General features: G+C 57.4%; 19 protein-coding genes and 1 other RNA gene. 12 read left to right on the plus strand and 8 right to left on the minus strand.

Translation table 11 applies throughout. From position 1 onward, the window contains the following. The first annotated feature begins 192 nt into the window (after nucleotides 1–192). The 3 genes from GO984_RS05245 to rsgA all read left to right on the plus strand — a co-directional run bounded on the left by GO984_RS05245 (nucleotide 193) and on the right by rsgA (nucleotide 3,426). A complete protein-coding gene (locus GO984_RS05245; protein ID WP_342448060.1) occupies nucleotides 193–2,040 on the plus strand; it encodes a 5'-nucleotidase C-terminal domain-containing protein in 1,848 nt (615 codons plus the stop codon). A gap of 53 nt (nucleotides 2,041–2,093) precedes the next feature. Then, nucleotides 2,094–2,192, plus strand: an RNA gene (ffs, locus tag GO984_RS05250) — signal recognition particle sRNA small type. Between the two features lie 208 nt (nucleotides 2,193–2,400). Further along, a complete protein-coding gene (rsgA, locus tag GO984_RS05255) occupies nucleotides 2,401–3,426 on the plus strand; it encodes a ribosome small subunit-dependent GTPase A (protein ID WP_157021503.1) in 1,026 nt (341 codons plus the stop codon). Between the two features lie 34 nt (nucleotides 3,427–3,460). Here rsgA and GO984_RS05260 read toward each other — a convergent pair whose 3' ends face one another. After that, the gene (locus GO984_RS05260; protein ID WP_167740230.1) at nucleotides 3,461–4,339 is read right to left on the minus strand and encodes an alpha/beta fold hydrolase; all 879 of its coding nucleotides are present in this window, start codon (nucleotides 4,337–4,339) and stop codon (nucleotides 3,461–3,463) included. A 75-nt stretch (nucleotides 4,340–4,414) separates the two neighbouring features. On the opposite strand from GO984_RS05260, the gene GO984_RS05265 reads away from it, so the two are divergent. After that, nucleotides 4,415–4,990, plus strand: coding sequence for a TetR/AcrR family transcriptional regulator (locus tag GO984_RS05265; protein WP_157021504.1), 576 nt, complete (start codon nucleotides 4,415–4,417; stop codon nucleotides 4,988–4,990). Between the two features lie 40 nt (nucleotides 4,991–5,030). On the opposite strand, the gene GO984_RS05270 is transcribed toward GO984_RS05265, so the two are convergent. Then, entirely contained in the window at nucleotides 5,031–5,579 is a 549-nt protein-coding gene (locus GO984_RS05270) for a protein-tyrosine phosphatase family protein (RefSeq protein WP_157021505.1), read from the minus strand. A 168-nt stretch (nucleotides 5,580–5,747) separates the two neighbouring features. On the opposite strand from GO984_RS05270, the gene GO984_RS05275 reads away from it, so the two are divergent. Continuing rightward, on the plus strand, nucleotides 5,748–7,544 hold the full coding sequence (locus GO984_RS05275) for a DNA polymerase III subunit gamma/tau (protein WP_157021506.1): 1,797 nt from the start codon (nucleotides 5,748–5,750) through the stop codon (nucleotides 7,542–7,544). 27 nt (nucleotides 7,545–7,571) lie between these two features. On the opposite strand, the gene GO984_RS05280 is transcribed toward GO984_RS05275, so the two are convergent. Next, nucleotides 7,572–8,117 (minus strand): cysteine hydrolase family protein, encoded by a 546-nt coding sequence (locus tag GO984_RS05280; protein WP_157021507.1) that lies wholly within the window; start codon nucleotides 8,115–8,117, stop codon nucleotides 7,572–7,574. 67 nt (nucleotides 8,118–8,184) lie between these two features. Here GO984_RS05280 and GO984_RS05285 point away from each other — a divergent pair, with 67 nt between their 5' ends. From GO984_RS05285 to recR, 3 genes are all read left to right on the plus strand, one after another. Beyond that, nucleotides 8,185–9,129 carry a GlxA family transcriptional regulator gene (locus tag GO984_RS05285; RefSeq protein ID WP_157021508.1) on the plus strand — a complete coding sequence of 315 codons (945 nt, stop codon included), beginning with the start codon at nucleotides 8,185–8,187 and terminating at the stop codon, nucleotides 9,127–9,129. Between the two features lie 82 nt (nucleotides 9,130–9,211). After that, nucleotides 9,212–9,556, plus strand: a complete 345-nt coding sequence (locus tag GO984_RS05290; protein WP_157021509.1) for a YbaB/EbfC family nucleoid-associated protein — start codon at nucleotides 9,212–9,214, stop codon at nucleotides 9,554–9,556. A gap of 91 nt (nucleotides 9,557–9,647) precedes the next feature. After that, the gene (gene recR / locus GO984_RS05295; RefSeq protein ID WP_138161288.1) at nucleotides 9,648–10,247 is read left to right on the plus strand and encodes a recombination mediator RecR; all 600 of its coding nucleotides are present in this window, start codon (nucleotides 9,648–9,650) and stop codon (nucleotides 10,245–10,247) included. 10 nt (nucleotides 10,248–10,257) lie between these two features. Here the strand turns inward: recR and GO984_RS05300 are convergent, their stop codons facing one another. From GO984_RS05300 to GO984_RS05310, 3 genes are all read right to left on the minus strand, one after another. Beyond that, entirely contained in the window at nucleotides 10,258–11,757 is a 1,500-nt protein-coding gene (locus GO984_RS05300; protein ID WP_157021510.1) for an amidase, read from the minus strand. 150 nt (nucleotides 11,758–11,907) lie between these two features. After that, nucleotides 11,908–12,300 carry a hypothetical protein gene (locus tag GO984_RS05305; RefSeq protein WP_157021511.1) on the minus strand — a complete coding sequence of 131 codons (393 nt, stop codon included), beginning with the start codon at nucleotides 12,298–12,300 and terminating at the stop codon, nucleotides 11,908–11,910. A gap of 95 nt (nucleotides 12,301–12,395) precedes the next feature. Next, nucleotides 12,396–12,764, minus strand: coding sequence for a hypothetical protein (locus tag GO984_RS05310; protein ID WP_157021512.1), 369 nt, complete (start codon nucleotides 12,762–12,764; stop codon nucleotides 12,396–12,398). A 98-nt stretch (nucleotides 12,765–12,862) separates the two neighbouring features. Between GO984_RS05310 and GO984_RS05315 the strand changes: the two genes are divergently transcribed. Together GO984_RS05315 and GO984_RS05320 are read left to right on the plus strand one after the other, a co-directional pair. Continuing rightward, nucleotides 12,863–13,384, plus strand: a complete 522-nt coding sequence (locus tag GO984_RS05315; RefSeq protein WP_167740231.1) for a TetR family transcriptional regulator — start codon at nucleotides 12,863–12,865, stop codon at nucleotides 13,382–13,384. 239 nt (nucleotides 13,385–13,623) lie between these two features. Further along, nucleotides 13,624–13,956 (plus strand): SDR family oxidoreductase, encoded by a 333-nt coding sequence (locus GO984_RS05320; RefSeq protein ID WP_157021514.1) that lies wholly within the window; start codon nucleotides 13,624–13,626, stop codon nucleotides 13,954–13,956. A gap of 5 nt (nucleotides 13,957–13,961) precedes the next feature. On the opposite strand, the gene GO984_RS05325 is transcribed toward GO984_RS05320, so the two are convergent. Beyond that, the gene (locus GO984_RS05325) at nucleotides 13,962–14,726 is read right to left on the minus strand and encodes a DUF1013 domain-containing protein (RefSeq protein WP_157021515.1); all 765 of its coding nucleotides are present in this window, start codon (nucleotides 14,724–14,726) and stop codon (nucleotides 13,962–13,964) included. A gap of 132 nt (nucleotides 14,727–14,858) precedes the next feature. Between GO984_RS05325 and GO984_RS05330 the strand changes: the two genes are divergently transcribed. Next, on the plus strand, nucleotides 14,859–15,506 hold the full coding sequence (locus GO984_RS05330) for a ribonuclease T2 family protein (protein WP_157021516.1): 648 nt from the start codon (nucleotides 14,859–14,861) through the stop codon (nucleotides 15,504–15,506). Nucleotides 15,507–15,579: 73 nt separating this feature from the next. On the opposite strand, the gene GO984_RS05335 is transcribed toward GO984_RS05330, so the two are convergent. Further along, nucleotides 15,580–16,167: a DJ-1/PfpI family protein gene (locus GO984_RS05335; RefSeq protein WP_157021517.1), complete on the minus strand. Its 588-nt coding sequence runs from the start codon at nucleotides 16,165–16,167 to the stop codon at nucleotides 15,580–15,582. Between the two features lie 310 nt (nucleotides 16,168–16,477). Between GO984_RS05335 and GO984_RS05340 the strand changes: the two genes are divergently transcribed. Then, on the plus strand, nucleotides 16,478–17,335 hold the full coding sequence (locus GO984_RS05340; RefSeq protein WP_157021518.1) for a DUF2189 domain-containing protein: 858 nt from the start codon (nucleotides 16,478–16,480) through the stop codon (nucleotides 17,333–17,335). Nucleotides 17,336–17,337 lie beyond the last annotated feature (2 nt).

Raw genomic sequence — 17,337 nt, forward strand, 5'->3', positions numbered from 1 at the left:
TGCCACACATTAAGATCAAAGTCCAAGCCGGAACCCGCGAGAATAAGCATCTCGGGATTGGCCTATGGGCAGTTTGTGTTAACTTTTTTGTAATTGTGGCTGGGCAGAGCCCCGGATCACTGGTTTCAACACATGGAAGGACGGCGTCCAGTAGGACGTCGCGAACAAATCAGGCGTCAGGCGCATCGAACAGTGACAGAACGTGACCTCTCCAACCCTAATCACCCGGTCTCATTGCGAGTTCTGGCAACAACCGATCTGCACATGAATCTTTTGGGGCACGACTATTATTGCGATCGAACGAACCCTGGCATTGGCCTGTCACGTACTGCCAGTCTGATTTCCCAGGCCCGATCCGAAGCCGCCAGCATGGGCGCGGCCACCTTGTTGCTGGACAATGGCGATGGGTTGCAGGGCACACCACTTGGAGAGCAGCCCGATGCAGCGTCCCAGCATCCTTTGATGCGGGCGTTTCAGGTGCTGGGCTATGATGCGATTGGCCTTGGAAACCATGACTTCAACTACGGGATCGAAGCTCTGAGCCGGGCATTGCAGACTGCACCTTGTCCGGTGATCTGCTCAAACATGACAGCGGCAGACGATGCAACACAGCTGCCATTTGTCGGCTCAGCCATTCTAGAACGCGAGATTCTAGACGCGCCCAAGGCGCCACCCATCAAAATCGGCCTGTTATCAGTGTTGCCAGTGCAAACCCTGCGATGGGACGCACATCTGCTCGAAGGACGGGTGCAGATTGCGGATATGGTGCAGGCGGCACGACAAACGGCAACCACTCTGCGCGCTGCGGGTTGCGATCTGGTCATCGCTCTGGCGCATACCGGGCTGGGTCACGTTACTGGCCCGGGCTGCGAAAACGCTTTGCGTCCACTGGCTCTGGTTGGTGAAATAGACGCCTTGGTCGGTGGTCACACCCACTTGCTCCTGCCCGATCCCGACACAGTTTTCACCAAACCCGTTGTCATGCCCGGTGCATTTGGATCGCATTTGGGGGTCATTGACCTGCAAATGCAACATGGCCCCGACGGGTGGCAGCTTGCAGGATGGGACTGCGCGTTACGGGCCATTGCTCACCGTGATAGCGAGGGTCGGCTTACCCCATTGGTAGATGAAGATCCGGTGCTCACCACTGCCCTTGCAAAGGACCATATCGCCACCCGTGCCCGGATGGATCAGCCCGTTGGTCACAGCTCGCAAGCACTGCACTCATACTTTACCTTTTTTGCGCCAGATCAGGCTCTGGCTCTGGTAGCCAACGCGCAGGCAGCAGCGCTTCGCCCGTTGCTTTCGGATCGCGCCGAGGCCGATCTGCCGCTGCTGTCAGCGGTGTCTCCCAACAAGTACGGTGCCCGTTCCGGCCCGGATTATTACACCGACGTGGCCGCCGGCCCGTTGTGTCGCCGTCATGTGGCGGACCTGCATGTATTCCCCAACGAATTACGCGCGGTTGTTCTTTCTGGGGCGCAAGTTCTGGATTGGCTTGAAATGTCAGCGGGCCTTTTCAATCAGGTTTCCCCCGGGACCAGTGACACTGCACTGGTCAACCCAGACCGGGCCGGGCATCACTTTGATGTCTTACATGGGCTCCACTATCAGATAGATGTTTCAGCCCCTCCCCGCTTTCATGCCTCAGGCCAGCTGGCTGATATCCAGTCCCACCGCATTCGCAACGCCACCTGGAACGGGCAACCATTGGATAAAACCCAGCAGTTCGTGGTTGCAGTCAACAGCTACCGCGTGGGTGGTGGTGGCAATTTCAACATGGTGCAGCAGGCACGACAAATATCCCTGCCCCGGCGACCGATACAGTTGGCGATCTACGATTACCTGAACAGCACCCCACCAGCCGAGCCTTTGGCCATAGCCGCCTCCCCTTGGCAACTGGCCAGCCTCCCCGGAACCGAGGTTCTCGCTTTTACCGGCCCCGCCGCCCGGCCCCACCTAGGCGAGTTGGACCATCTGAGCCTCCCACCAGCGGAGCCAACCGCAGACGGTTTCCTCAGGTTGCGACTGCCGCTGTAGATGTACCCGACACGCCGCTTGTCTTTCGCGGCGCAGCACCCTATATCGAGATTCGAGAGGTTGGCGCGGGCAAGCGCCTCGCCAACCTGGTCAGATCCGGAAGGAAGCAGCCACAACGAGCCCCGCTTGGGTCGATGTCCAGCCTCTCACTTTATCTCTGCGCAGCACGCGCAGGTTCGCAAAACCGGGGCTTTGCTCCCACAGCCTGATTGGAGGGCCTGATGATTGTAGCAGTACCGACCCCTCAGGCAGCGCACTCCTGATCCGGCCATCCGCCGTTTCCCTGCCTGAACACCACTCCTGTTGTGATGCGCTATCGCCATCACTTGGGTCTTTCTACGTTCAATTGCAGGCAGAGCCATGACTCTTACCTATACAGACCTTGGATGGTCTGACTTTTTTCAATCTCAACAAGACGCTGACGGCGACCTAACGCCCTATCGCATCTCGGCTGTTCACCGCGACAAACTAACCGGCCTTTCACCTAACGGCCAAATCCAGCTACTGCCCGACCGTCTGACTGGCGAATTTGCAGTGGGCGACTGGGTTCTGGCCAATGCGGCAGATCAGGTTTGCGAACGGTTGGAACGACAAACAGAGCTAAGCCGCCGCGCCGCCGGAACCGACGCCCGCGTGCAGCTGATTGCCGCCAATGTCGATGTGCTGTTCATCACCACGTCCTGCAATGCTGACTTCAACCTTGCCCGGTTGGAACGGTATTTGGCTCTGGCACATCAATCTGGTTGTTACCCGGTAGTCGTGCTCACCAAAGCCGATGTTGGCGAAGACGCTGCCGACTTCCGGGTCAAGGCAGAATCCCTAGCCCCGGCCCTCTCGGTGCTGACACTCAACGCCAAAGATCCTGACGACCTCAAACAGCTGTTAGACTGGGTCAAGCCCGGTCAAACAGCCGCTTTAGTTGGGTCATCCGGTGTTGGCAAAACCACCCTGACCAACGGCCTGACCGGCAGCGCAGATGCGGTGCGTGATATCCGCGAAGATGACGCCAAAGGCCGCCATACCACCACCGCCCGCTACCTACGCCGCATGGTCCACGGTGGCTGGCTGATCGACACCCCCGGGATGCGCGCCCTGCGAATCAAGGACGCCGACGAAGGGGTTGAAGAGGTCTTTTCCGATATCACCGAAACCGCCCAGAGCTGCCGGTTCAGCGATTGCGCCCATAACGGCGAGCCCGGCTGCGCCGTCGTTGCCGCTGTTAAGGACGGCTCTTTGGAACAGGAACGCGTGGTTCGCTGGCAAAAGCTACAACGCGATGAAGAGCGAAATTCCGAAACCCTGCTGCAATCGCGACGTCGCGACAAAGGCTTCGGAAAGATGGTCAAATCGATGAAACGCGACCACAAAGGGCGCAAGGGGTACTAGCCTCACCCCAAAGGCGTGCCCGTTTGGGCGCGCCTTATTCCGGTATCAATGTCGGCCAAAGGGCTGCATTTCGGCGGGCAAAAGCCCCTAAGTGACCCACCTTCTTCAACCCAAAATCCTGCGGCTTCAGTTCTGTTCTGGTCTGCTCCACATCACCATAAACCTCTCCCAACCGCCATACGCAGGCAGGGGGAATCATTTCGTCGTCACTCAGCGCAAATAAATCCACCGGGACATCCCAGCTCTGCCAGTCCGGCAGCGGCAACCCAGCCCCGACCTCGGGCAGATAGCTCCCCGGTGTGGTGCACCACTTGCGCCATTGCCAGTAAACGCTGGCCGGCAGGTCCGCGCCCAATCCTAATGCCCGACCCGGCAAATAACCCATCAGTTTGACCGCCAGCGGAACATGCCCAAACCAAAAACTCAGTGCCAAAGCACGATACGGCCATGGGTGGTCATTGTGATGGACCAATCCACCAGCGACCACGATCATTCTGGAAATATCCTCAATCCCGTCCTGTAACGGCATCAACATCGCCCCTAGCGAGTGTCCAATGACCCACAGTGGCGCTTCAGGATAATGACGCCGCATTTCGTCGCGCGCTGCTGGCTGCTCTACCATCGACCAGCGCGCCATCGTGGCATCTGAGCGACGTATAGAGCGTTGTGCAGACTCGCCAAAGTCACTGTAATCATAAGTCAGGCAGGCCATTTCCCGCTCTTCCGTCAGCCAGCGGGCAAAATGCCGATAAAACCTCTGCGGTACCCCGGTTGCCCCATTTAGGACCACCACAGCACGCGGAATTCCCTTGGGCCGATAAAGGCGCCCTGTCAGCTCGACCCCGCCTGCATCAAAGCGCAATTGGTCAGCCTGATCCTCGGCATCCGGATCAAAGTTTTCGAAATCTAGCACATCACATCCCTTCTAGACCGATTGGTCCACACGACATCTCTGGACCAATCGGTCTAGGCATGTCAAGGTGGCAAAATGAATGATGTATCCCCTCCAAAAAAAGCCGCCAAACCCAGGCCGACCAAAGATCGACTGATCCGTGCAGCGGCGCATTTGTTTAGCAATCGGGGATATCACGGGGTTGGCCTGGCCGAGATCCTGGCCGAAGCTCAGGCCCCTAAGGGCTCGCTGTATCACCATTTCCCAAATGGAAAATCTGATCTAGCCATGGCCTCGGCGACCTGGGCATCGGATCAGATTTTGCTGCTGGTTGCCGCATCTTTTGAACCCTCCGTCAGTTTTAAAGATGGTGCGGAAACCCTCTGTCAAAAGCTGGCGGAGTTGTTTGACTCAGCAGGAAAATGGTGTGGCTGCCCGGTCTCTTCAACCCTGTTCGAAGGGCCCGACAACTCAGAGTTCCACCGCCATGCGGCCCATCTCTTTGAAGGCTGGATTACAGAAGTCGAATACCACGCCCATCGTCTCGGATTGGCCGAGGAGGACTCCGTTGCAACTGCACAGAAGTTCTATATCCTGTTGCAAGGCGGCTGGCAGCTGGCACGGATGCGCCGTTCTGCCGATGTGCTCCGGTCCCTGCCTGCGATTCTATAGGGAAGCCTTAGGGGCCTGCCATTTGCACGATCCGAAACGGTCAGATCCCCTTCACTCTTCGCCGACCATAGGCCCATTGCAACTGTTCGGGGGTCTCGACAGCGCAGGGCCGAACAGCCCGTAGTCGGTCCAGTGCCAGCTCTGGTCGCTCGCCACATTCGATCATCAACCGCAGAACCACCATCCCCGACCGACCACAGCCACCGCGGCAATGCACCAGAACCCGGCCACCCCCGACCAAGGCCTTACGCGCCATATGGCTGGCGGCTGGCCATTTCGACAGAACTTTGGCGGATGGCGTGCCGAAATCAGGCACCGGCAAGTGCACCCAACGACTGGCCATGCTCTGAATGTCAGTGCCCAATGTGCCCCCACCCACGGCAACGTGCTCGGCCTCGGTGGTCATTGAGATCACAATCCCCGGCTTCCAGTCGTGAATATGCTCCAGATCGCCACGGTAATCTCCTCCAGCACCAGGCAATGGGCAGAGCGCCAGAATGCCATCCGCCACCGACAGGGCGTGGATCACCAAACTGCTGCCGCCCTGATTGCTTTCCTCGCCCAGCATCGCCTCTCCTGCCACTGCCATCGCCGCATGCCTATTGAAGACATTGCGCCCGACTGTAGCCCGACCAATCATTTGTACCAAAACAAATTCACCATGCAGCCCGCAGAGCCGCAACAGCGGTGGACGAAACCGTCAGGCTTGCATACCCTGCGCCAAACAAGATTTACCCCGAATCCGGCACGAGTACATATGAGCGACACATCCAACGACGCAGGCATTGAGGCCGGACCTAGCCAATACCAGGTTCTGGCCCGCAAATACCGCCCCGAGACCTTTGCCGATCTCGTCGGTCAGGATGCCATGGTGCGGACGCTGAAAAACGCATTTGAGGCCGATCGTATTGCCCAGGCCTTTATCATGACCGGGATTCGCGGCACCGGTAAAACCACCACGGCCCGGATTATCGCCAAGGGGATGAACTGTATCGGCCCGGATGGCACCGGCACCCCGACAACCGAACCCTGCGGTGTTTGCGAACACTGCACCGCCATCATGGAAGGCCGTCATGTCGACGTGATGGAAATGGATGCCGCCAGTCGCACCGGCGTTGGTGATATTCGCGAAATCATCGATTCGGTCGCCTATCGCGCTGCCTCTGCCCGTTACAAGATCTACATCATCGATGAGGTCCACATGCTGTCGACCAGCGCGTTCAACGCGCTGCTTAAGACGCTGGAAGAACCGCCAGCACATGTGAAATTCATCTTTGCCACCACCGAAATCCGCAAGGTGCCCGTTACAGTTCTATCGCGCTGCCAGCGCTTTGACCTGCGCCGGATTGAGCCCGAGGTGATGATTGCTCTGATCAGCAAGATCGCCAATGCCGAAGGCGCGCAGATCTCTGACGACGCGCTGGCGCTGATCACCCGCGCCGCCGAAGGTTCGGCTCGCGATGCGACCTCCTTGCTGGATCAGGCGATTTCTCATGGCGCAGGCGAAACCAGCGCCGACCAAGTGCGCGCCATGTTGGGCCTCGCCGACCGCGGCCGGGTGCTGGACTTGATCGACATGATCCTGCGTGGCGATGCAGCCGCCGCCCTGACCGAGCTGGGCTCGCAGTACGCCGAGGGTGCCGACCCGCTGGCAGTGTTGCGCGATCTCGCCGAAATCACCCACTGGGTATCGGTCGTGAAGATCACCCCGGACGCAGCCGAAGACCCAACAATTTCACCAGATGAACGCGCGCGCGGTAGCAAAATGGCTGAAGCCCTGCCGATGCGGGTGCTGACCCGCATGTGGCAGATGCTGCTCAAGGCGCTCGAGGAAGTCTCGGCTGCACCCAACGCCATGATGGCGGCTGAAATGGCAGTGATCCGCCTGACCCACGTCGCTGATCTGCCCAGCCCCGAAGAACTGATCCGCAAGCTGCAGGACATGCCAACCCCACCTCCTGCCGCCCCACCATCTGGGCCTGGCGGTGGTATGGCAAGCGGTGGCGGCGCCGCCCAAGGGAGCGCATATTCCAACGCCCTATCCGGCGCCGGTGGCCCCGTTGCGTCCGGCGGCAACGGCACAACGCTGGCCCTTGCGCCACAGGCTGATGCCGCTTTGGCCAAATACCCAACATTTGAACATGTGGTCGAACTGATCCGCACCAATCGGGACGTAAAGCTGCTGGTCGATGTCGAAACCGGCGTACGACTGGTGTCTTATCAACCGGGGCGCATCGAATTCACACCGACGGACAGCGCACCCTCCAATCTGGCGGCGCGGCTAGGATCAAACCTGCAAAACTGGACCGGCAGCCGGTGGGCCGTTGCAATTGTCTCGGACGGTGACGCCCAGACCATTGCGGAAAAAAGCGACGCCGCCGAAAACGCCCTGCGGGCCGAAGCAACCTCCCACCCGCTGGTGCAGGCCGTTTTGGAAAAATTCCCCAAAGCCAAGATCACTCGCATCCGCACCGCCGAGGAACTACAGGCCGAAATCGCCGCCGATGCGCTGCCAGAGGTCGAGGACGAATGGGATCCGTTCGAGGACGGCTGATTTTCAGCCGCCCCCTCAGGTAGGCCATCAAGCGATAGCGTCATCCGTTTTCACCACTTTGGCGTAGCCCATTGCCAGTGGTGCCATAAAGGCAGCGTGAACCTGAACCGCGCTCAACTCCACTTCATCAAAACTCATTTCTTTGGCCCCGCAGGCGTCCTCAACCACTGTGACATGGAACCCAAAGTCAGACGCCGCCCGCGCAGTTGCGTCGATGCACATCTGGCTCATCGCGCCGCAAATGGTGACAGCTTCGACCTCGGCCTCGCGCAACAAGTCTAGCAGCCCTGTTTCGTAGAAACTGTTGGCGCGCGCCTTGGTCAACACGGGTTCGCCCGTTTTCGGGGCCACCGAACTATGGATCTCGGCACCCTCAGTTCCCGGCCGGAAAAACGGTGCTTCGGGTGAGGCATTTTCATGCCGGATATGAACCACCAAATAGCCCTGCTTGCGCGCATCAGCCAGCAGGGTAGCAGCATTACCTGAAACGCGCTCCATCTGGTGCAGCGTCCAATCGCCGCCTTCAAAATAGTCATTCTGGATATCCACAATTATCAGCGCTGTCTTGGGCATCGTTCTCTCCTTGATGCGGTTACTCCTCCTTTTTGGACCGGGTTGACCCGTGGAACGATTGGCAGATATGACAATTTCTATGCCAAACACGCCAAACCCCATCCTTACGCTGGTAGACTACCCCGGTGTCCAACGCTCTGCCCTTTGGGGGCTGGCGGATATGTTCGCGCTGCTCCCGCGTTTGCAGGACGAACAATCTGGGCCTGATGTCCGCATTGTCAGCCAAGTCGACCCTGCCCCCAGCCCCTGCGACGCCTTTGTCTTTCCGCCCTCAATTGACAACAGTCAGGGCACCGAAGCACCGCAACTCCTGGATTGGGCCGTCACGCAACATCACGCTGGCGCACTGGCCTGTTCCGTCTGTGCCGGTGCCTTTTGGTTAGGCCACGCCGGCCTGCTGGATGCCCGCCCTGCCACCACGCACTGGGCCCTCGAAGACCGATTTAGAGCCGCTTTTCCCAAAGTTGACCTGCGCCCTGAACACATTCTGATCGACGATCACGACGTCATTACCGCTGGTGGGCTAATGGCCTGGCTGGATCTCGGGCTATACCTGACAGGGCGGTGGTACGGCAGCGATGCAGTGTCACGGCTGGCGCGTCACCTTCTGATCGACCCAGCGGGACGCGAGCAGCGGCACTATTCCAGCTTTCGCGCCAACCGCAGCCATGGCGATGCGCAGATCCTGACAGTGCAGCGCCATATGGAACGGCAGGTTCAAGACCAAATGCAAACCGAACAACTGGCAGTGCTGGCGGGCATGTCTCTGCGCACTTTCATGCGCCGGTTTCAGTCCGCCACCGGGCATCCCCCGGCCACCTATCTGCAGGCCCTGCGCATCGAAAAAGCACGGGCGGCTCTGGAACGGGGCGGCGAAAGCGTCAGTGAAATTGCCTGGAATGTCGGTTATCAAGACCTGTCGGCTTTTTCACGCGTATTCAAAGCCCGCACAGGCCTAAGCCCCGGAACCTATCGTCGCCGGTTCCATATCCGACCTCAATACCACCCATAATGGAATGGCCCCCGCTTTCCCCTTGTATGGTGGCTACAGCGACCGTATTTAGCGCTCATACCCATTCTACAGGAGAGAACAGATGCTCAAAGGCCTCGGCGGTCTTGGTGATATGGCCAAGATGATGAAATCCGCACAGGAACTGCAAACCAAAATGGCTCAGATGCAGGACGAGTTGCACAATGTCATGGTTGTTGGTGAATCCGGTGCTGGCCTGGTCAAGGCAACAGCCAGCGCCAAGGGCGACCTCAAGGCTCTGGATATCGACCCCTCTATCTTTAACGGCGACGACAAAGAAGTGGTCGAAGACTTGATCCTTGCTGCGATCAAAGACGCGCAGAGCAAAGCCTCGGAAAAAGCTAAAGAAGAAATGGCACAGCTGACCGAAAGCATGGGCCTGCCCAAGGACGTCAAACTGCCGTTCTGATCCCGCTTCCAACTTGGCAAAGGCGGACTGCCCGCCCTTGCCCTTGGTCGCCTGCTCGGGTCTATATAACGGGCATTGCAAAGGCCAAATCATGATCAGAAATTCTACCGACGAAATCGAGGTTTTGATTGCTCTGATGGCCAAGCTGCCAGGGCTTGGGCCGCGCTCGGCCCGGCGTGCAGTGCTGCACCTGATCCGCAAACGCGCCCTGTTGCTGACCCCGCTGGCTGATTCGATGAGCGAGGTCGCGCTCAGCGCCCGCGAGTGCCTGAATTGCGGCAATGTCGGCACCAGTGAAATCTGCGACATCTGCACAGATGACCGGCGCGCCAATGGCGAACTTTGTGTGGTCGAGGATGTTGGCGACCTCTGGGCGATGGAGCGCGCGGGCGTGTTCAAAGGCCGCTATCATGTGTTGGGCGGCACCCTATCGGCACTGGACGCCATTGGCCCGGAAGAGTTGCGCATCCCGCGTTTGGTGGACCGGGTCACAGCCGAGGCCATCAGCGAGGTCATTCTGGCCCTGAACGCCACCATCGACGGCCAGACCACAGCCCACTACATCGCCGACCAGTTGCAGGATCAGGTCAAGCTGACCACGCTGGCACAGGGTGTGCCAATTGGTGGCGAGCTGGACTATCTGGACGACGGCACCATCACCGCCGCCATGCGCGCGCGCAAAGAAATCTGAACTGGCCTGATCAGGTAGGAATATGTTTCGCTGAGAACGGTGCCCATTGATCAGCCCATGGCTGCGCCTGTTCCAACTCGTACGCCAACTGGAACAACAGCGCATCATGACCCATCGGGGCATGGAACATTGACCCCACAGGCATTCCTGTCTCAGCGGAAAAGCCCAACGGAACATTCATTGCGCAATCCCCAACTGCATTCACCGGCGAGGTCATGCTCAGGATATGTTCCAGCTCTACACCTTTGTGGGCAAAATCATCCTGATGACGGATGGCTCCGTACTGCGGCGTTTCCACCGGTGACGTTGCGCTAAAGATCACATCAAACTCGCCAAAGACATCGGCATAGGTGCCCGCCATACTCTCAAAATAAGCCAGCCCCTGCGCAATCTGATCAGGCGTATAGCTCAGCCCTTCGACCATCATAGTCGCAGCCATATGGGACAACAAACCAGTCTCTAACGGCCCTCGTCCACTGATCTGCATGGCGCGTTCCAGCATTGGCGCAAACTTGGGTAAAAAGGCCCAGCGAAACTTCTCGGCGTATTCTTCACCATTGATCGGGTGGGCGATTTCTACCACGTCGTGGCCAAGGCCCTGCAGTAAGGCCACAGCATTGTCCTGAACTGCAGTAACCGACTCGACAGGTGGGGCAAATCCACTGGCCCCTTGCCGGGTATAAGCAATGCGCAGTCGCCGCGATGAAGGGCCTTCAACAAACCCCATCGGTGCAAGCTCCCCTTTGGGGTCTTCGCAAACTTCCATCAAGGCGGCAGCGTCGCGAACAGTACGTGAAATTGGACCATTGGTCTTGAACACGTCATGGCCGCCATAGGTTTCCCCCGACAACATCCGCCCCCGGCTGGGTTTGAACCCAAACAGATTACAGGCGCTGGTTGGCAATCTGTTGCTGCCGCCACCGTCAGTTCCATGTGCCAACGGAACAATGCCTGCTGCCACCGCACAGGCAGAGCCCGAACTGGACGCAACGCAGGAATACTCCAAGTCCCAGGGATTACGCGCCGCGCCATACAGCTCGCTATCGAGCCCATTGGCAAATTCCGGGACCACTGTAGTTCCAACAATGTTCAGTCCCGAAGATTCGAGCGCAGCAGTATAGGCCACGGACTGCGCCGGCACATTCGACGCCAGGAACCGCGACCCATCAGTGCGCCGCACACCACCAACGTCCACCATATCCTTGACCAAGACGGGGACACCGGCAAACCGTGTTTCACTCGACATCTTGGTCGCGTTCTCTCTGGCCCGGTCAAAGGTCGGAGTGGCCATAAAATTCAACGCCGGGTTCAACATCTCAGCCCGCTGGATCACCACTTCAGCTAACTCAGCGGCAGTAACGTCACCGGATTTAACCAGTTCCGCCATTCCCACTGCATCATAGGCAATGAATGGGTCATCCAACTGACGTCGCGCCTGAGAAATTCCAGGTACAGCGACAACTGTAGCTGCGGCGCTCGAAGACGCTAAAAATGCACGGCGGCTCAACATTTTCAAACTCCAGAATTTTCAAATTCTGTTTCAAGCTAAATGGCCGGGCCGTTAAAACAACCGCCAAAACGTAAAACCATCACTAGGCTGCATCGTTACAAGCATTGTAAGAGGATCGACGCCCGTATTGAGCTATCGTCATCCTCGTCTTCAGGACTTGTGCGGACGGTTTTTCAGGACAGCTAATAGCGACCATGCACTCCATAAGCTAAGCCAAGCAGGCAGTTGTATAAGGACAAGATTGGTTGCCGCTACGAAATCAACGGGCATCCCGCGTTGGAAAAATATCCACGCATGAAACAGCGCATGCAGAGCTGGCCAAAGACAGCCGAACACTGCGACCTGTGGGGCTCGAATTCCATAAATCAAACCCAGACCAGACACGAGATAAACCAATCCGATGTCGCGCACAAAATGAAGATTGAACGGCCCCATCATGGTGATTCCGGGTACGGTGACGTACCACCACTCTGGCAGGAACCACATGACCAGCGCATTCAGGGCATAGATCACGCCAATGCCAGACAGCACCCACTTATGCATTTGTATTCTCCTCATTTCAAACCGGCGCGGGCTTAACGTCCCAGCAGTCTGTTTCTTGCAAAAACTGATGGATGCACCTGATCAGCTGGCCAAGCTCACACAAACAGTCCAGCCGCCATGCAGATGATGGCAATCGCAGCGAAGAGCGATGTTGAGGGAAACCGGAGCGGTCCAATCCCGGCCTTCAATGCAACAGCAGCACTTAAGACTGAGAGCGCAAAAGCCAAAGCGCCGAGAAACACCAGCGACGGCACGTGCGGATCGAACGCAAGCCACAGAAACCCGCCCGCCATAAACGCAATCAGAACCGTCGTGACATGCCAGCAATAGTAGTTGAGCCATTTCGACGGTTTCGGCAGGGATCGATCCGCCAGTAAAGGCGCAGCAACGCGCCGCCCCCCAACAAAGGTATGCACAAGAAACGTCACAACTGAAGCAGCAGCCGCGAGGCTGGTAAACATCATGAGCATAAGTTTTAGGCCTTTACTAGAATCATTTTTCTACTATAATTTATCTTATGGGGAGAAAGTCAACATTTTCAGATCAAAAAGTGTTTTCTGCCGTGAGCAATCAGGTCGGCAGTGGCGTCGGGTTCCGCATTCAGGATCTGGCGGTTGAAACTGGCATCTCAATTGGATCGCTCTATCACCGCTATCAATCCCGCGAAGGTCTGCTCGCAGCGGCTTGGCTTGATGCCCTGCGATCATTTCACACGGTATTCTTAGCCGCGTTGGATACCCCTGGGCGCGAGGCGGGAGAGCTTGCTGCCATGGCCACGCCGCGCTTCTCAAGGCAGCACCGGGGCAAAGCGATCATCCTATGCCTGGGTCGCCGCGAAACCATGATGGCTGAAAACGCGCCTCAAGAGCTGCTCGCAGATACTGAAGAAGAGAATGCAAATATGAAACGCGGGCTCGAAATCTTCGCCGCGCGTGAAAACCTCAGCCATCAAGCCTGCATGCATGGTATTATTGGGTTCCCTCTGGCCGCGGTGAAACTCTATTTGCCCCACACAGAGGTCCCAACGTCGGTTGATCACTATGTCAAAGCGGCCTACCGGTCGGCGATTGAACTCAATCTATAGCCGCTAGTTTTGTAAGAGATCATCAGGGCCCACGCTTTATAGGCAACACTCCCGGCACGGTGAAAGTGCGCCAATCACTTTGCGCAACAGCCGCCTTCTCAAATGAAACAAGCCTTCCGAGTTCCGAAAGGCCTACAACGCACCGCTGAACAGACTAATTCCCGGATCTGGCATTTCCCGGAGCCGCCGAGAAAATCAAAACCCTGACCGAGGCCGCCTCAAATGCCGGTGTTGATCGCTTGGTCCGGCTGTCAGGCCGGGGAGAAAGCCATGCCAAGACCTGCGAAGACATCGTGCGCAACTGCGGCATCGACTTCACGCTGATACGGTCTTCATGGTTCGCCCAGAGTTTTAGTGAAGGCCGCCCGCACGGTCCGGTCCTTCAGGGCGCGGTTACTCTACCTGCAGGACAGGTTCAGGAGCCCATCATCGTCATCAATGATATCGCCGAAGTCGCCATCCGCTTGACCTCACAACTGGGGCGACAACCAAGTCACTACCCCTCAGGAACAGAAACAAATGCAAAACGGCGACCAAATGGCCGCCGTTTGACTGTATCGAATGAAAGATAGGCCGCTTAAGCCTTCTGATCATCCTCTTCTTCCTCATCGCCGCCACCAGCGGGCAGGTTGAAGAAGCTATCTGCATCTGCGACCGGCTCTTCTTCTGAACGCTGATTTTCATCACCCCCGCCCAGAGTAAAGGTTTCAAGACCTTCGATGCTGCCAGGAATTTTTGGCTCGGCTTCCATACCCAGCGACTGCTCGGTGCTGACCAGTTTGCGACGCTCGTCATCGCTCATCACGCCACCTTCGGCGGCCTTTTTAGCAGCTGCTTTCTGCACCGCCTGATCCAGCTCGGACTGTTTGCACAGACCCAAAGCCACCGGATCGATCGGTTGGATGTTGGCGATGTTCCAGTGGGTACGCTCACGGATGGCCTGAATCGTCGGCTTTGTGGTGCCCACCAGCTTGGAAATCTGGCTATCTGCCAGCTCCGGATGGAACTTGACCAACCAATAGATCGACGCCGGGCGGTCCTGACGCTTGGACAGCGGTGTGTACCGTGGCCCACGACGTTTTTCTTCACCTGCAGCAGCGGCATAAATCTTAAGCCTCAGCTTGTGCAGCGGGTTGCCCTCTGCTGCTGTGATCTCTTCCTGAGTCAGCTGATTGTTGGCAACCGGGTCAAAACCCTTAACGCCCTGGGCCACATCGCCATCTGCGATACCCTGTACTTCCAGCTCATGCAGGCCAACAAAGTCCGCAATCTGTTTAAAGCTGATGGTGGTATTGTCCACCAGCCACACAGCGGTTGCTTTGGCCATCAACGGTTTTGCCATGTGCTCATCTCCATTTACAACACATCTTCCCCGCCGCCTGAAAATAGGCTGCCCCGTCTTTGGGGTCTGGTTTCCATTGTCGGGGAATTTGAACCCTATATAGTCGCGATATTTCAATTTGGGAAGAGCCGAATGCGCAGGATGATTTTGACAGTTGGATTGGCCCTTTGGGCCCTAGGTTCCGGAGTAGCACAGGCCGATGGTGAAAAAGCCGGAGTATTCGACTATTACGTCCTCGCGTTGAGCTGGTCCCCCAACTGGTGTGCGCTGGAAGGTGACGCCCGTGATTCTGACCAATGTGACGCGCGCCATGATTATGGCTGGACTCTGCACGGGTTGTGGCCACAATTTCATCGCGGCTGGCCCAGCTATTGTCCCACCTCTGTCGCGCCTCCGTCGCGTCGGATGAGCGGCGAAATGACAGATCTGATGGGAAGCCCCGGTCTGGCCTGGCACCAGTGGAAAAAGCACGGTACCTGCGCCGGCTTGCAGGCCCAACAGTATTACGACCTAATGCGTGAAGCATACAGCCGCGTGGAGCGCCCAGCCATATTCCGTAAGCTGGAAAAGGAAGTCACCCTACCCGCCTCACTGATCGAAGAGGCGTTTCTGAAAGCCAACCCGGATCTGGACAAAGACATGCTAAGCGTCACCTGTCGCGATGGCTATATCCAAGAGGTCCGCGTCTGCCTGTCGCGCACATTGTCGCCTGTGCCCTGTGGTCGTGATGTGATCCAGGAATGCGGGCTGAAAAACGCGCGCTTCACACCTGTACGCTAGCCCCACATAGGCCATTCCATGCGCGAGGCATTACTGTCTCGCGTATCTCAGGTCCTTGGCATAACACCCCAGCTTATGCGCCACTGAATGCTTCAACATGTTCCGCCGCCATCATGCCCTTGAATTGGTGCACGTTTTCCTGCGCCACTCCGGCAGCTTCAAAAACCGCGGCAGTAAAGCTAACGGGTGCAGTTCCCGCTGCGGAAATAACCCGACCCATCGAGACCGCCGTGGCTCCCCCGCGGAACAACGCAGATCCAGCATAGTTTTCCGCATGCTGCGCCAAAAACTCCGCATTGTTCGAAGTATGCTCAACCGCATTCAACAGGCCAGCACGGGCGAGAGCCAATGTCCCACCGCAGATGCCCGCAACTGTCGCCCCCTGCGCGTGACGATCCCGCAGGTATGCGCTGATATCAGGCGCATCTCCACTCTCCCAAATGGTGCCACCAACAATAACGACAACGGCAGGCTGCCACTCCAAAAGCTGCTTCATCCCTTGTGAAATCATCGTCGTAAGACCTCCTTGAGAGGATATTTGCCCCACTTCAGGTGAAAAATACTGGATCTCAAGCCCATAAAACGGCCCGCCGGTTCCAGCAATCAAAGCGTATTCCCAATCCGCAAACCCAGAGGTGAGGACCACAGCTATCTTTGTCATTTTGTCATTCCCAAAGTCATTTTCAGGAACGCAACGGGAACAAACTAACTTTGCAATCGACCGCTCCATTGATGAAGCTGAACGCAGAATCAGCACAGCCAGCCCAAGTAACCCAGCTGAAACTGTCTGCTTTCCAACTTAATCCACTGGCGAACTGGGTTAAATTTCTCTGTAAAATCAGCGAGCAACGACCCGGAACCCAGCCGAAAAAGGAAATGCGGGCCTTTTATGCTATACTTAAACTTAAGTGCCGCGCCCGGCGACTGCCCAGACGGCACCCTCCGTCATGGCTAGTGAAAGGAGCCCGCTCATGGCAAAAACGATTGGAAACCCTCTCAGTTGGCTGTTCCAACACACCGAAACCACCAGCCACCATATCGCTGCCTCGGTCGAACAGATGGGGAGCGAAGACAGCCGTGCAATGCCGCGTGTCCGAGAGTTGACGATGGCCGACCTGAAATATGCGCTTAAGGCGGGGGTCGATGATTTTGCCGCTTGCCGCAGTGATGCGATGTTTCTGGTGTTGTTCTATCCGCTGATCGGGCTGGTCATGGTGGTAATGGGATTCTCGATGAACCTTTTGCCGCTTTTGGTTCCGATGATCATGGGATTTGCCCTGATTGGCCCGCTGGCCGCTGTCGGACTGTATGAAATGTCCAGTCGCCGTGAAGCCGGTTTTGAACCAAAATGGGGGGATGCCTTTGACGTCATCCGCTCACCGTCCTTTGGGGCCATTCTAATGCTCGGGATCTATCTTGCTGCATTGTTCTTTGTCTGGCTGATCTGCGCCAATTCTGTCTACGCATGGACCCTCGGACCCGAGCCTCCCGCCTCACTTGGTACCTTTATCTCCGCAACCTTCACCACATCTGCTGGCTGGGTGATGATCATCTTCGGCAGCGGTCTTGGCGCGCTATTTGCACTGGCTGCCCTCGCCATCAGCGTGGTGTCATTCCCGCTGTTACTGGACCGTCACGTGGGCCTGCCAGTTGCCGTCGTCACCTCGGTTAAAGTGCTGCGCGCCAGCCCGGTTGTGACCCTGACATGGGGTGCACTGATCGGGACCAGCCTGGTGATCGCCGCAATACCATTCTTGTTGGGTTTGGTTGTTGTGGTGCCTATCTTTGGCCATGCCACCTGGCACCTGTATCGCCGCGCCGTAGAGTAACA

Origin of the sequence: Parasedimentitalea huanghaiensis (assembly GCF_009753675.1) — a bacterium.
Lineage (GTDB): Bacteria > Pseudomonadota > Alphaproteobacteria > Rhodobacterales > Rhodobacteraceae > Parasedimentitalea > Parasedimentitalea huanghaiensis.

Coding starts and splice junctions, on each gene's coding strand:
- rsgA (WP_157021503.1), top strand. CDS start 2,401: ATGACTCTTACCTATACAGACCTTGGATGGTCTGACTTTTTTCAATCT.
- GO984_RS05265 (WP_157021504.1), top strand. CDS start 4,415: ATGAATGATGTATCCCCTCCAAAAAAAGCCGCCAAACCCAGGCCGACC.
- GO984_RS05270 (WP_157021505.1), bottom strand. CDS start 5,579: ATGGCAGTGGCAGGAGAGGCGATGCTGGGCGAGGAAAGCAATCAGGGC.
- GO984_RS05275 (WP_157021506.1), top strand. CDS start 5,748: ATGAGCGACACATCCAACGACGCAGGCATTGAGGCCGGACCTAGCCAA.
- GO984_RS05280 (WP_157021507.1), bottom strand. CDS start 8,117: ATGCCCAAGACAGCGCTGATAATTGTGGATATCCAGAATGACTATTTT.
- GO984_RS05285 (WP_157021508.1), top strand. CDS start 8,185: ATGACAATTTCTATGCCAAACACGCCAAACCCCATCCTTACGCTGGTA.
- GO984_RS05290 (WP_157021509.1), top strand. CDS start 9,212: ATGCTCAAAGGCCTCGGCGGTCTTGGTGATATGGCCAAGATGATGAAA.
- recR (WP_138161288.1), top strand. CDS start 9,648: ATGATCAGAAATTCTACCGACGAAATCGAGGTTTTGATTGCTCTGATG.
- GO984_RS05300 (WP_157021510.1), bottom strand. CDS start 11,757: ATGTTGAGCCGCCGTGCATTTTTAGCGTCTTCGAGCGCCGCAGCTACA.
- GO984_RS05305 (WP_157021511.1), bottom strand. CDS start 12,300: ATGCATAAGTGGGTGCTGTCTGGCATTGGCGTGATCTATGCCCTGAAT.
- GO984_RS05310 (WP_157021512.1), bottom strand. CDS start 12,764: ATGATGTTTACCAGCCTCGCGGCTGCTGCTTCAGTTGTGACGTTTCTT.
- GO984_RS05325 (WP_157021515.1), bottom strand. CDS start 14,726: ATGGCAAAACCGTTGATGGCCAAAGCAACCGCTGTGTGGCTGGTGGAC.
- GO984_RS05330 (WP_157021516.1), top strand. CDS start 14,859: ATGCGCAGGATGATTTTGACAGTTGGATTGGCCCTTTGGGCCCTAGGT.
- GO984_RS05335 (WP_157021517.1), bottom strand. CDS start 16,167: ATGACAAAGATAGCTGTGGTCCTCACCTCTGGGTTTGCGGATTGGGAA.
- GO984_RS05340 (WP_157021518.1), top strand. CDS start 16,478: ATGGCAAAAACGATTGGAAACCCTCTCAGTTGGCTGTTCCAACACACC.